This window comes from Nocardia sp. NPDC057668 (genome assembly GCF_042799795.1).
Lineage (GTDB): Bacteria > Actinomycetota > Actinomycetes > Mycobacteriales > Mycobacteriaceae > Nocardia.
On the sequence record NZ_JBHVIC010000002.1, the window covers coordinates 804,176 to 817,844 of the forward strand.

The 13,669-nt window shown below is 68.4% G+C and carries 12 protein-coding genes; 7 read left to right on the top strand and 5 right to left on the bottom strand.

The features are described 5' to 3' along the window. The first annotated feature begins 39 nt into the window (after positions 1 to 39). The 4 genes from ACFVBH_RS16485 (at position 40) to ACFVBH_RS16500 (ending at position 4,226) form a co-directional block, all read left to right on the top strand. Entirely contained in the window at positions 40 to 246 is a 207-nt protein-coding gene (locus ACFVBH_RS16485) for a copper ion binding protein (protein ID WP_354985196.1), read from the top strand. Further along, on the top strand, positions 247 to 1,116 hold the full coding sequence (locus ACFVBH_RS16490) for a hypothetical protein (protein ID WP_354985197.1): 870 nt from the start codon (positions 247 to 249) through the stop codon (positions 1,114 to 1,116). Further along, positions 1,116 to 3,356 (top strand): heavy metal translocating P-type ATPase, encoded by a 2,241-nt coding sequence (locus tag ACFVBH_RS16495; protein ID WP_379002310.1) that lies wholly within the window; start codon positions 1,116 to 1,118, stop codon positions 3,354 to 3,356. Before ACFVBH_RS16490 ends, ACFVBH_RS16495 begins: the two co-directional genes overlap by 1 nt. A 372-nt stretch (positions 3,357 to 3,728) precedes the next feature. Further along, on the top strand, positions 3,729 to 4,226 hold the full coding sequence (locus ACFVBH_RS16500) for an LpqN/LpqT family lipoprotein (protein ID WP_379002311.1): 498 nt from the start codon (positions 3,729 to 3,731) through the stop codon (positions 4,224 to 4,226). Between the two features lie 114 nt (positions 4,227 to 4,340). On the opposite strand, the gene rsmA is transcribed toward ACFVBH_RS16500, so the two are convergent. Together rsmA and ACFVBH_RS16510 are read right to left on the bottom strand one after the other, a co-directional pair. Continuing rightward, positions 4,341 to 5,231: a 16S rRNA (adenine(1518)-N(6)/adenine(1519)-N(6))-dimethyltransferase RsmA gene (gene rsmA, locus ACFVBH_RS16505; RefSeq protein ID WP_379002312.1), complete on the bottom strand. Its 891-nt coding sequence runs from the start codon at positions 5,229 to 5,231 to the stop codon at positions 4,341 to 4,343. A gap of 158 nt (positions 5,232 to 5,389) precedes the next feature. Beyond that, positions 5,390 to 6,550, bottom strand: a complete 1,161-nt coding sequence (locus ACFVBH_RS16510) for an alpha/beta fold hydrolase (protein ID WP_354985201.1) — start codon at positions 6,548 to 6,550, stop codon at positions 5,390 to 5,392. A 184-nt stretch (positions 6,551 to 6,734) separates the two neighbouring features. Between ACFVBH_RS16510 and ACFVBH_RS16515 the strand changes: the two genes are divergently transcribed. Beyond that, positions 6,735 to 7,499: an SDR family NAD(P)-dependent oxidoreductase gene (locus ACFVBH_RS16515; RefSeq protein ID WP_379002812.1), complete on the top strand. Its 765-nt coding sequence runs from the start codon at positions 6,735 to 6,737 to the stop codon at positions 7,497 to 7,499. Between the two features lie 62 nt (positions 7,500 to 7,561). Here the strand turns inward: ACFVBH_RS16515 and ACFVBH_RS16520 are convergent, their stop codons facing one another. Continuing rightward, positions 7,562 to 8,689, bottom strand: coding sequence for a transglycosylase family protein (locus ACFVBH_RS16520; protein WP_354985202.1), 1,128 nt, complete (start codon positions 8,687 to 8,689; stop codon positions 7,562 to 7,564). A gap of 165 nt (positions 8,690 to 8,854) precedes the next feature. Continuing rightward, the gene (locus tag ACFVBH_RS16525; protein ID WP_379002313.1) at positions 8,855 to 9,682 is read right to left on the bottom strand and encodes a TatD family hydrolase; all 828 of its coding nucleotides are present in this window, start codon (positions 9,680 to 9,682) and stop codon (positions 8,855 to 8,857) included. 68 nt (positions 9,683 to 9,750) lie between these two features. Here ACFVBH_RS16525 and metG point away from each other — a divergent pair, with 68 nt between their 5' ends. After that, positions 9,751 to 11,310 carry a methionine--tRNA ligase gene (gene metG / locus ACFVBH_RS16530; protein ID WP_379002315.1) on the top strand — a complete coding sequence of 520 codons (1,560 nt, stop codon included), beginning with the start codon at positions 9,751 to 9,753 and terminating at the stop codon, positions 11,308 to 11,310. 89 nt (positions 11,311 to 11,399) lie between these two features. Here metG and ACFVBH_RS16535 read toward each other — a convergent pair whose 3' ends face one another. Continuing rightward, positions 11,400 to 12,329 (bottom strand): SMP-30/gluconolactonase/LRE family protein, encoded by a 930-nt coding sequence (locus tag ACFVBH_RS16535; RefSeq protein WP_379002316.1) that lies wholly within the window; start codon positions 12,327 to 12,329, stop codon positions 11,400 to 11,402. Between the two features lie 286 nt (positions 12,330 to 12,615). Between ACFVBH_RS16535 and ACFVBH_RS16540 the strand changes: the two genes are divergently transcribed. Then, positions 12,616 to 13,668: a 3-oxoacyl-[acyl-carrier-protein] synthase III C-terminal domain-containing protein gene (locus ACFVBH_RS16540; protein ID WP_354985295.1), complete on the top strand. Its 1,053-nt coding sequence runs from the start codon at positions 12,616 to 12,618 to the stop codon at positions 13,666 to 13,668. Position 13,669: the final 1 nt, after the last annotated feature.

Sequence of the window (13,669 nt, forward strand, 5' to 3'; positions counted from 1 at the left end):
CCCCCACACCGTATGAAGCGCGAGCCGAGGAGTCGAATCATGGCCACCAGCACCTACACCGTCACCGGCATGACCTGCGGCCACTGCGTCGGGTCGGTCAAGAAGGAGATCGGCAAGATCGATGGTGTGACCAGCGTCGATGTCGACCTGGCCAGTGGCCGGGTACAGGTCGAGTCGGCCGCGCCGGTCGCCGACGCCGACATCGTGGCGGCCGTCGACGAAGCGGGCTACGAGGTGGCGGTCTAAATGAACGATCGCCTCAAGTTCGCGGCCTTCGGCGCCGGACTGGTCGTCCTGTTCGGCGCGGCGCTCGGCATCGGCGCCCTGGTCGGCGATCCGACCGGGTCCGGCTCCGGCGAGAGCGACGCGGCGAACGGGTTGCGGCAGAGCGAATCCGGCTACACGCTGAGCGAAATCGCCGCGCCCACCACCCCGAATCAGCCGGGCGCGCTGAGCTTCCGGGTCGACGGGCCGCAGGGCACGGTGACCGAGTTCGACACGCTGCACGAGCAGAAACTGCATCTGATCGTGGTGCGCTCGGACGCCACCCAGTACCGGCACGTACACCCGAAACTCGCCGGCGACGGCACCTGGTCCCTGGACTGGAAGTGGGCCGAGCCGGGCGCCTACCGGGTCTTCGCCGACTTCTCCCCCGCCGGCGGTCCCGGCGAGCTCGTGCTGAGCCGGACCGTGAACGTCGCCGGGGACGCGGCAGCGGTGCCGCTGCCGCCCGTATCCAAGACCGCGACGGTCGACGGCTACCGGGTCACCCTCACCGGTGATCTGACGACCGCGGGCAGCGAACTGAAGTTCGCCATCAGCCGCGACGGCAAGCCGGTCACCGATCTGCAGCCGTACCTGGGCGCGTACGCGCACCTGGTCGCGCTGCGAGCGAGCGATCTCGCCTACCTGCACGTGCATCCGCAGGGCGAGGTCGGCAAGACCCCGCCGGGACCGGACGTGTCGTTCCACGCCCAGGCGCCCAGCGACGGGAAATACCGTCTGTACCTGGATTTCTCGCACAACGGCTCGGTGCACACCGCCGAGTTCACCGATGAGACGGCACCGGCCGCATCCACCACGGGTGGGCCCGCGCAACACGGAGGAGGTCACTGATGAGCGCACCGGCACCGGCACGGTCGATCGAACTCGAGATCGGTGGCATGACCTGCGCCTCCTGCGCGTCCCGAATCGAGAAGAAGCTCAACAGAATCGACGGCGTCACCGCGACGGTCAACTACGCCACCGAGAAGGCGAAGGTCAGCTTCCCGGATTCGGTGACCGCCGGCGACCTCATCGCCAAGGTCGAGGACACCGGCTACACCGCCGCGGTCCACAGCCCTGAACCGGTGAAAACGGTTACCCCGGAGGGTGACTCGGCGCCGAGCGCGACCCAGCAGCTGCGTCATCGGCTACTGGTGAGCCTGGCGCTGGCCGTTCCCGTGGTCGCCATGGCCATGATCCCGGCGCTGCAATTCACCAATTGGCAGTGGCTTTCGCTGACCCTGACCGCGCCCATCGTGGTGTGGGGCGGGGCGCAGTTCCACCGCGCGGCCTGGGTCAACGCCAAACACGGTGCGGCGACCATGGATACGCTCATCTCGCTGGGCACCGCGGCCGCCTTCGGGTGGTCGGTGTACGCGCTGTTCTTCGGCGACGCCGGCATGGCGGGCATGAAGCACCCCTTCAGCCTGACCATCGCGCGCGGCGACTCGTCCTCGGCGCTGTACTTCGAGGTCGCGGCGACGCTGATCACCGCGATCCTGGCGGGCCGCTACTTCGAGACCAGATCCAAGGAGAAGGCCGGCTCGGCGTTGCGGGCGCTGCTCGAACTCGGCGCCAAGGATGTGGCGGTGCTGCGCGACGGCGTCGAGGTCCGCATCCCGGTCGGCGAACTCCGCGTCGGCGCCGAGTTCCGGGTGCGCCCGGGCGAGAAGGTGGCCACCGACGGCGTTGTCGTGCACGGCAGTTCGGCGCTCGATATGAGCATGCTTACCGGCGAATCGGTGCCGGTCGAGGTCGGGCCCGGCGATCAGGTCGTGGGCGCGACGGTGAACGCGGGCGGTCTGCTGACCGTGCGCGCCACCCGGGTCGGCTCCGACACCCAGTTGGCGCAGATGGCGTCGCTGGTGGAGGACGCGCAGAACGGCAAGGCCCCGGTGCAGCGGCTCGCCGATCGGGTGGCCGGGGTGTTCGTGCCCATCGTCATCGGGATTTCCGTTGCCGCCCTGGGTTTCTGGCTCGGCACCGGAGCGGCGGTCTCGACGGCGTTCGGCGCGGCGGTGGCGGTGCTGATCATCGCCTGCCCGTGCGCCCTGGGCCTGGCCACCCCGACCGCGCTGCTGGTCGGCACGGGTCGCGGTGCGCAGCTGGGGATTCTGATCAAGGGCCCGCAGGTGCTGGAGTCGACGCGGCGCATCGACACCGTGGTGCTGGACAAGACCGGCACCGTCACCACCGGGCGCATGTCGCTGGATCGGGAGATCACGGCCGGCGGCGTGGACGCGGCGGAACTGCTGGCGGTCGCGGCCGCGGTGGAGCACGGCTCCGAACACCCGGTGGCCAAGGCCGTGGTGAGCGGTGCGGCCGAGCGCGGGCTCACGCTCGAACCGGTCGAGCAGTTCGTCAGCCACGGCGGCAAGGGCGTGCAGGGTCTGGTCGGTGAGCGCGCGGTCGTCATCGGGCGCACCGAGTTGCTCGCGGACTGGTCCATCGCGCTCCCGGACGACCTGGCCGCGGCCAAGACCGAGGCCGAACAGCAGGGCAAGACCGCCATCGTGGTGGCGTGGGACGGAACGGCGCGCGGCGTGCTCGTCATCGCCGACGCCGTCAAACCCACCAGCGCGCAGGCGATCTCGGAGATGCGGGAGCTCGGGCTCACCCCGGTCCTGCTGACCGGCGACAACGCCGCGACCGCGCGGACGGTCGCCGACCAGGTCGGCATCGACGAGGTCATCGCCGAGGTGCTGCCCAGCGACAAGCTCGACGTGGTCAAGCGGTTGCAGGAGCAGGGCAAGGTGGTCGCCATGGTCGGCGACGGCGTCAACGACGCAGCCGCGCTGGCCCAGGCCGATCTGGGCCTGGCCATGGGCACCGGCACCGACGTGGCCATCCAGGCCGCCGATCTCACGCTGGTGCGCGACGATCTGCGGTCGGTGCCCACCGCCATCAAGCTGTCCCGGGCCACCCTGCGCACGATCAAGGGCAACCTGTTCTGGGCCTTCGGCTACAACGTGGCGGCGATTCCGCTGGCCGCGGCGGGCCTGCTGAATCCCATGCTCGCCGGCGCCGCCATGGCGCTGTCCAGCGTGTTCGTGGTCAGCAACAGTCTGCGGCTGCGCCGCTTCAAGGGCTGAGCCCGGTTGGGCGGCGGCCGAGATCGCCTACCGCACGGGGCCGTTCGGATCGGATGATCCGAACGGCCCTTTCGCATGCGCCCGCCCGAGCGCACGCGGGCGCGCTCCCGGGAGGGGCCGGCCGAGCGGAGCGGCTGACCGCAAGCACGGCACGAGAGTCGGTAGGGCGCACCGCCACCGGGGTCATCGGGCGGCGACCCACGCGATGGGCGGATCTCGATGCCGTCGAGCGGCGGCCGCGCGGTTCCGGCGCGAGCGGCCGGCGGGGCGACCGGATTACGCGGGTGGCTGGTCACCCGCGGGTGTGCTGGTGTTCAATGGCTGCGACCGCGGTGGGGACCGCCTCGCCCGTGATGCCGAGGAGCGCGTTTCGTGACGACGATTGCCGAGTATTTGGTCGGCGGGGATGTTCAGATCACCCCGGTGGCGGTGGGAGAGGCCGGGGCGCCGGAGATTTCGATCTCGGTGCCCGAGGACTGGCTCACCGTCGACACCGCCATGTTCCCGGGCGCGTACGGGGTGTGGACGCTGCCGCCGGAGGACGGCTGGGCCGACAACGCGGTGCTGCTGCTGGGCCGGCTCTCCAAGCCGGTCAACGCCGCCGAACTGCTCGAATGCTCCTTCTCCGATGCCCGCCAGCTGCCGCAGTGGCAGGAGACGGGCGCGGAAATCGGTGACTACCAGGGGTATCCGTCGGCTTCGGTCTCCGGCACCTACGCGGTCGAGACGCTCACCCTGTGGGTGCACACCCGCTACGTGCTGGTGGCCGTGGGCACCTACGAATACCTGGTGCAGTCCACCTTCACCGCCCGCGCCGACGGTCCGGGCATCGACCCGGCCACCATCGACAGCCTGAAGGTCACCGTCTGACATGTCGCGCGGGCCATCCGCCCGCGCCGCCGGGGCGGTACGACAGGTACTTCCCCGGCCGGTTTGTCCGCCGGAACGCCACGGCGAGCGCGCGATTGCGCGATCGCCCGAGCGTCACTCCGTGGGAGCCTGCTGGGCCAGGCGGACGAAGGCCGCGGTGTCCAGGGTCTCGCCGCGGGCCGTCGGCGCGATTCCCGCTGCCACCAGCCGCCTTTCGGCCTCGACCGGGGAACCGGCCCAGCCGGCCAGGGCGGCGCGCAGGGTTTTGCGGCGCTGGGCGAAGGCGGCGTCGACGACCTCGTAGACGCGTTTGCGATGGGATTCGTCCATGGGCCAGGGGGATTCGGTGTAGCGGTCGATGCGCACCAGACCGGATTCGACCTGCGGGACCGGCCAGAAGATCTGGCGGCCAACGGTTCCCGCGCGCTTCACGGTGCCGAAGAATCCGGCTTTCACGCTCGGCACGCCGTAGATACGGCCGCCGGGTACCGCGGCGAGCCGGTCCGCGACCTCGAGCTGCACCATGACGAGGGTGGTTCGGATGCTGGGCAATTCGGCGAGCAGGTGCAGCAGCACCGGCACCGCGACGTTGTAGGGCAGGTTCGCGACCAGGGCGGTGGGGGCGGCGGGCAGGTCGGCGGCCTGAACCCGCAGCGCGTCGGCCTGCACGACGGTGAGCCGGTCGGCCAGGGTCGGCGCGCGGTCCTTCACGGTCTGCGGCAGATGCTCGGCCAGGTTCGGGTCGATCTCCACGGCGATGACCCGGTCGGCCGCGTCGAGCAGGCCCAGGGTCAGCGAGCCGAGGCCGGGGCCGACCTCGAGCACCACGTCGTCGCGGCCGACGCTGCCCGCCGCGACGATGCGCCGCACGGTGTTTGCGTCGTGCACGAAGTTCTGTCCGAGCTGCTTGGTCGGGCGCACCCCGAATCGCTCCGCGAGCACCCGCACTTCGGCGGGCCCCAGCAGGGCGGCTTCTCCTCGACCGGCGTTCTCTGGTTCGGACACCCTGGGAAACCTATCAACCTGCCCCCGGTCACCGCCCCGACACCCCGGCGCGGGAACGGCCGGGACGCTGCCCGGCCGTCGCGGCGGTGCGGGACCGCGACAATCCGTGGTCGCGCGCGGCCGGTCGCTGCACCGGCCGCGGCGGGTCATCCCGCGCGTCAGGCTTGGGTCGGGGTGGCGAGCACGCGGGCGATGAAGGCGTCGATCGCGGCCCACATCGGCGGATTGAGTTCGGTGTGGCTGCCGGTGCCGGTCACGGTGGTGAAGTCGACGCCGTTGGCGGCGAACTGGCCGGCGAGGGCGACGTGCAGCGGGGACGGCACGGTGACGTCGGTGAGGTTGAGCAGCAGCAGGATCGGCTCGTCGTAGCCGTTCACCGGCACCGCCATGTAGTCGGTGATGGCCGCGCGGAAGCGCGGGTCGGTGAGCGGGCGGTTCAGCAGATCGCCGATGGAGAGGCCGTTGGTGATCTTCATGATGTCCATGAAGCAGAGGCTGCCCGCCTGGTCGAAGACCTCGCGCCCGCGCGGGGTGAGGTAGCTGTCCAGATCCAGGTCCGGCCGGGTCTCGCGCAGGCCGACGAGCATGCTGACGATGAAGGTGTCCACGGCGTTGCCGTTGTCCCCCGGGATGTCCGGCACGTACGGTCCAGCGAGCGGGACGAACTTCTCCACATCCGAGGCGGGATCAACGGCGATGGTGCCGCGGAAGTCCAATTCCGGTGCGCGCGTGGACTGCAGGTGCGCCGCGCCGAGCGCCGCGTGCCCGCCCTGCGAGAACCCGATCACCGACCAGGTGCGCGAGAGTTCGGGCCGCGCCGCGCGGGCGGCCTGCACCAGATCGATGGTGGCGGTCGCCTCGCTGCGCAGTTCGAGATAGGGGTGCGGGCCGGTCTCGAAACCGCCGAGCCCCAGGTAATCCGGTGCGACGACGGCGAAGCCCTTGGACACCAGGTACTGCAGGAACTGATCTTCCTTGGCGCGCTTGACCCGGGTCGTGTCGCTCTGGCCGCCGCAGTTGGGGCCGAGACCCGAGGTGCCGTGGTCGTAGGCCATGATCGGCCAGCCGCCCTCGGGGGCGGGGCCGTCGGGCAGGATGAGCGCGCCGCTGGCCTGCACGGGAGCGCCGTTGGAGCGTTCGGTCCAGTAGTTCACCGCGTAGCCGTGCGCGAGCCCGCGCCAGCCGGGAGCCTGTGCGGTGACATCGATCAGCGTGCCGCTGTCGGCCGCCTGTGCCGGGGCCATCGGCAGGGCGAGCAGGCCGCTCGCCACCACCACCGCGGCGGTGACAACTCGGGTACGCCAATCGAACAACCGCATGAAACCTCCATCAGATGGCCCTCTCGCGTGTGTCGCGCGCCGGAAAGCTTAGCCATCGAAACGAATAACGCGATTAAGAGAACTCTATGATCGGCGACCGCGCGCGAATTCGGGACAAATCGACCGGTCATCGGTACCGCCCGCCATTGACGCCAAGTGAAACTTGTTCTAATTTCCCGTCATGTTGCGTAGATACGACGGACGTCGAGTACTCGTCACCGGAGCCGGTTCGGGCATCGGCCAGGGCATCGCCCTGCGCCTGCTCTCCGAGGGAGCACAGCTGGTCGCCGCGGACATCAACGACGAGGGCCTGAAGACCACCATCGAGGCCGCCACCGAGGAGCAGCGCGCGCGGCTGCACACCCTGACCCTGGACGTCGCGGATCCGGAGTCGGTGAGCGCCACCGTGAGCGCGGCCGTCGAATTCCTCGGCGGCCTGGACGTTCTGGTGAACGCGGCGGGCATCATGCGCGCCGGGCACACCCACGAACTGCCGCTGGACGTCTGGAACAAGGTGCTCACGGTGAATCTCACCGGCACCTTCCTGGTGACCCAGCAGGCCCTGCCGCACCTCATCGAGACCCAGCGCGGCGTGGTGGTGAACTTCTCCTCCACCTCGGCGTTCGGCTCGGTGCCGTACATGTCGGCCTACGCCGCCTCCAAGGCCGGGGTGAACGCATTCACCCACGCCATCGCCCTGGAATACGTGAAACAGGGTCTGCGCGCGGTGAACATCGTGCCCGGCGGAATCGGCACCGGCCTGACCGCGGGCCTGGACCTGCCCGCCGACGCCGACTGGAGCCTGCTCGCCCGCCTCCCCGGCTGGATCGAAGGCGGCATGCTCGGCAAGCCCGAGGATGTGGCGGGCGCGGTGGCGATGGTGGCGTCCGATGACGGCCGCTACATCACCGGCACGGAGATCCGCGTGGACGGTGGGGCACTGATGTAAGGGCCCGCCCTTACAACCCCTGCGAGGGAACGGGTTCGGGGGGCGCGGCCCCCGAACCCCGTTCAGCTGATGCCGAGGCGGCTGGTGCAGGCCGGCCACGCGCCCCAGCCCTGACGGGCGCGGGTGACCTCGGCGATCGCGATCTGTTCCTCGCGGGTCGCGAGGTCGGCGCGAGGGGCATAGCGGAGGCCGCCCTGGCGGGCCCAGGTGCTGGCGTCGAACTGGATGCCGCCGTAGTAGCCGTTGCCGGTGTTGATCGCCCAGTTGCCGTTGGACTCGCACTTGGCCAGGGCGTCCCAGGTGTGCCCGTCCCGGACCTCGGGGACCTCGGTGCCGGGCTTGGTGCCCTTGCGGACGGTCTTGGGCGCGGCGGCGACGATGACGGTGTGGGTCACCGGATCCTTGGCCGCCTCATGGCCGTTCACGATCGAGACCGCGAAAGTCACGTCCTGGGTGCCGGGTACGCCCGGGTTCTCCACGACCGTTCGGCTCTGGTTGAGCGAGGGATCCTCGATGACGTTCTCTTCGGGCTCCAAAGGCAAGCGCTCGGTGCGCTTTTCGACGTACTTGCGGGTGACGACGATCTTCATGCCGTCGGTGAGCGCGGTGTCCGCGCCCGGCACGACCGAATCCTGATTCGCGAGCGGACGGCCCTGCTCCTCGAGCAGCTTCCCGACCGTCGGCGCGGCCAGGCGCACGAGACCGGGTGCGCCGCCGTTGTCGGCCAGTTCCACCGTGCGCGGATTGGTGATCAGCAGCGACGCGCCCTCGAGCGGCAGCGGCGACGGCCGCGCGGGCGAGGTGTACACGTCGCCCGGCAGATTCAGCTTCACGATGGCCTCGGCCACGGTGAGCGCGGTGGTCCACGCCTTGGACGGCCGGCCGTCCACGATCATGGCGACCTCGCGCGCGCGATTCAGCGTGATGGTCCCGCCGTCGCTGACTTTCGCACCGGCGGAAGGGGATACGTCGTCACGACCGCCGATCCCGTAGCCCGCGTCCTTGAGCACGCCGCGCACGTCGCCGTACATGGTGTGCTGGGTGATGGTCAGCCCGTCGACCACCACGGTGACCGTCTTCTTGTTCACGATCGCCACGCCCGCACCGACGATGAGCGTGACGAGCATCGCCGCGATAGCGCCGTACAGCAGCGGCGATCGCGACGAATTGATCTTCGTCAGTGGCTTCATCGATAGTCTCGGCATGGTCACAGTACGATAACGAGGGCATCGGAAATTGACAATGGAAACGGGGCGACCCGCGGTTGCGAATATTACGAAGTCGTATAGCGCCGCAGGTGGGTCACGGCGCGGCCCAATCATAGTGAGCGACGCCACACCTCGCGAATCGGGCGGTCAGATGCCGTAAACCCGCCTCGCATTGGCGGTCGTGATCTTGGCCAGCGTCAACGGATCCTGTTCGCGGATCTCCGCGAGCGCGCGCACGGTGTACGGCAGCATGTACGACTCGTTCGGTGCGCCGCGGAACGGATGCGGGGTCAGAAAGGGCGCGTCCGTTTCCACCAGAATCTGGTCGTCCGGAACGACTTTCGCCGCTTCCCGCAATTCGTGGGCGTTCTTGAAACTCACCGTGCCGGAGAAACTCAGCACGTACCCCTCGTCCACGCACGCCATGGCCATATTGGCGTCGGAGGAGAAGCAGTGGAAGATCACCGTCTCCGGCGCGCCCTCGTCCAGCAGCACGGTGAGCAAATCATGATCGGCTTCGCGATTGTGGATCATGAGCGGTTTGCCCAGCCGCTTGGCGAGATCGATGTGCCAGCGGAAACCCTCGACCTGCGTCTCGACATCCGCGCACCCGTCGAGCTTGCCCGGCCAGTAGTAATCGAGCCCGGTCTCCCCCACCGCGACCACCCGCGGGTCGGCGGCCAGGGCTTCGAGCTCGGCCTTGGCCGCCTCGTCCAGCGCGTTCGCCCGGGTCGGATGCAGCGCGACGGCCGCGTATACCCGCCTGTCCCAATTCGCCGCCCGGACCGCGAAGCGCGCGGCGTCGAGATCGTCGGCGATGGTCACCACTTCGCGCACACCCGCGGCTTCGGCCCGATCCACAATCGCGGCAACCGATTCCGCGTCGGTCGCACCGCACGCGTCCAAATGCGTATGCGCGTCGATGAGCGGGAACAGCGGCTGCGGCGGTTCGGGGGCCGGTCGGGTGTTACGCATGGTCGACACCTGCGACGGGGATATTCACGCGAGTGGCTGAAGGCACGCAGATTAGAGTAGTCACCACCATGAGTGCATCCGACCGCCCCGCCTTCTACGTGACCACGGCCATTGCGTACCCGAACGGTGCACCGCACATGGGTCACGCCTACGAATACATCTCCACCGATGCCCTGGCCCGCTTCAAGCGGCTGGACGGTTTCGATGTGTTCTTCATGACCGGCACCGACGAGCACGGGCAGAAGGTGCAGCAGGCCGCGAAGGCCGCCGGCGTTCCGGAGCAGGAGTACGCCGCGCGCAACTCCGACGTCTTCGAACGCCTGGACAAGGCCCTCGACGTCTCCTACGACCGGTTCATTCGCACCACCGACGCCGATCACCACGCCGCGTCCATCGCGCTCTGGGAGAAGATCGCCGCCAACGGCGACATCTACCTCGACACCTACGCCGGCTGGTACTCCGTGCGCGACGAGGCGTTCTACGCCGAGGACGAGACCACCGTCCTCGACGACGGCACGCGCGTGTCCACCGAGACCCGGACCCCGGTCGAGTGGACCGAGGAGTCGAACTACTTCTTCCGGCTGTCCAAGTACCAGGACCGGCTGCTCGAGCTGTTCGAGAAGGACCCCGAGTTCCTCGCGCCCGCGACCCGCCGCAACGAGATCGTCTCGTACGTGAAGTCGGGCCTGAAGGATCTGTCCATCTCGCGCACCACCTTCGACTGGGGCGTTCCGGTGCCCGGCGATCCGGCGCACGTGATGTACGTGTGGATGGACGCGCTCACCAACTACCTCACCGGCGCGGGCTTCCCGGACGTCGAGTCCGAGCGTTTCCGGAAGTTCTGGCCCGCGGACGTGCACATCATCGGCAAGGACATCACGCGCTTCCACGCCATCTACTGGCCCGCGTTCCTGATGTCGGCCGAAATCGCGCTGCCCAAGCGCATTTTCGCGCACGGGTTCCTGTACAACAAGGGCGAGAAGATGTCGAAGTCGACGGGCAACGTGGTCGACCCGATGGAACTGGTGGACACCTACGGCCTGGACGCCGTGCGTTTCTTCCTGCTGCGCGAGATCTCCTACGGGCAGGACGGCTCGTACAGCCACGAGGGCATCGTGAGCCGCATCAACACCGACCTGGCCAACGAGTACGGCAACCTCGCCCAGCGCTGCCTGAAGATGGTGCTGCGCGATTTCGGCGGCGTGGTCCCGGCGCCCGGCGATTTCACCGACGAGGACAAGGCGCTGCTGGAGCGCGCCAACGGCATGCCGGAGAAGGTGCGCGCCGAATTCGACCAGCAGCTCATCCATCTGGGCCTGGAGCACCTGTGGCTGACCCTCGGTGAGACCAACCGCTACTTCTCCGCGCAGGCCCCGTGGACGCTGGCGAAATCGGGTACCCCCGAGGACATCGCGCGCGAGGGCACCATCCTCTACGTGACGATGGAGGTGCTGCGCATCGTGACCCTGCTGGTGCAGCCGGTGATTCCGGCCGCCGCCGGCCGGATCCTGGATCTGCTGGGCCAGACCGATCGCGATTTCGCCGCCGTCGCCACCCCGCTGACCCCGGGCCTGGCCCTGCCCGAGCCGGAGGTCGTGTTCCCGAAGTACGTGGAGCCCAGGGCTTAACGAGAAATTCATGACGGCGGCCCCGCATCCGGATTCCGGATGCGGGGCCGCCGTTCTCGGCATGGTGCGCGCGCGTTGCCGGTGCGCGCTCAGGGCGCCAGGCGGGTCACCGCCCCCAGGAAGCCGGTGGCGTACAACGACTTCGGATCCCAGCCGGGTCCGGCGCCGAAGCGCACCGAGGTGACGAACGGCAGGTCCCGCGCGATGGTGCAGTAGGTCCCGGCCTCCGGATCCACGCGGACCACCGTGCCCGCGGTGTTGAGCGCCACGTAGACCGCGCCGTCCGGGCCGACCGTCAGGTCGTCCGCCGAGTTCAGCGGCCCGAAACCGGGCAGGGTGATGCGCGCCGGGGCGGCGTCGGGATGCTCGAGGTCCACCGCGGCGATGACGGTGGCCGCGTCGAACGTCGTGGAGACGAACAGCTTTCGGCGGCCCGGATCGTAGGCCAGGCCGTTGGTGGAGGTCAGCTCCGGCGCGAGGGTGTGCGCACCGGAACCGTCGGCGGCCACCCGGGTGAGGGTGGTCGCCCCGCCCACGTCCCGGCTCACCACGAAGCCGCCGTCCGGTAGCTGCGCCAGGCCGTTGGGCATGCGCAGGCCGGTGACGGCCGTGTGAACGGCGCCGGTGGCCAGATCGACGGCGACGATCGCGCCGTCGGGGGTGTCCGAGACGCCGCTGGCGAAGGTATTCCCGGTGTTCACGTACGCGGTGCCGCCGGACACCACCAGGCCACCCGGCGTTTCGACGGGGGCCACGGTGACGCGGCTACCGTCCGGCGTCAGGCGAACCAGCCCGCCGCCGGCGCCGCCGAACGAGGTCTCCGAGAGCAGCAGACCGCCGGTCCCGTCGAAGGCCAGGTTCTCCAGGACGCCGAAGCCGCTCGCGACGGTGGACGCGGAGCGGACCGCACAGCCTCCGACTTCGTTTGCGGCAGTGGCGATTCCATTCGCCCCGAGGGTCAGCAGCGCTATCGATTGAGCGGTGACCACCCCGCTCACGAGGGCCTTCGCAAAGTGCATGCGCCCAACCTAACCGGAGCCGACATTCGAAATCCAGTGCCGCTCAGACAGTTTCGTTACGACATAGATGTAACTGTCAGTTACATTTTTCGTCGGACGGGTGATCAGGTGAAGTCCCTCACAGCGAACCATTCGGTATCTATGTTCTCACCGGCGCAGATGGTCGACGAGGTCGGTGTCCCAGACAGCATCCGGCAAACGGAGCGGTCGCTCGCGTCATTACCGTCGGGTAGCCTCAATCCGTCACCGATTCAGATTGCTTTTCTTCGCACTTTCAGGAGTCCCTGTGCCGCATTCTCGATTCGAGTCGATCGGCGCTTATCTGCCGTCGAAACGCGTCACCACAGAAGAGCTGGTCGCGCAATTGAAGCAGGCCCCTCCATTCGATCTCGAAAGAATCACGGGCGTTCAGGAACGACGATTCCGCGACACCAGCCCGGAGAACACCGAAGACTCCTTCACGCTCGCGATGAACGCGGCGCAGGACTGTCTTTCCAGGTCACAGTATGCCGCCACCGACCTGGACGTGATCATCTCGACCTCGATCACGCGCAGCAAGGACGGCACCAAGATGTATATGGAGCCGTCCTTCGCCGGTTCCATCGCGCGCGAACTCGGCGCTCGCGAAGACACTATTTCGTTCGATCTCTCGAATGCGTGCGCGGGAATGATGACCGGCACCTACATTCTGGATCGCATGATTCGCTCCGGTGCTGTGCGCCGCGGAATGGTGGTGAGTGGCGAGGCCATCACCCCCATCGCGGAAACCGCTGTCACCGAAATCACCGAGAAATACGATCTGCAATTCGCGTCACTCACGGTGGGCGATTCGGGCGCGGCCGTGGTACTGGACGAAGCCGTCGACGACAACGACAAGATCCACTACATCGAGTTGATGACCGCCTCGGAGTTCTCGCACCTGTGCCTGGGCATGCCGAGCGAGAAGTCGCAGGGCGTCGCGCTCTACACCGATAACCGCAAGATGCACAACGAGTCGCGCTTCCTGCTGTGGACCGATTCGCAGCGCAACCACCTCGAGCAGCAGGGCAACACCTTCGCCGAGGAGAACTTCGACTACATGATCCATCACCAGTTCGGCGCGGGCGCGATTCCCTTCATGAACGCCATCGCCGAGCGCGAGTTCGGCAGCCCCATGCCGCCGGACCTGAACGTGATCGAGAAGTACGGAAACACCTCCACCACTTCGCACTTCATCGTGCTCCACGATCAGCTGAGCCAGGAGGCCATCCCGGCCGGCTCCAAGATCCTGATGGTCCCCGCCGCCTCCGGCGTCGTCGGGGGCTTCCTGTCCACCACGATTTCATCCCTGAAGGTCTGAC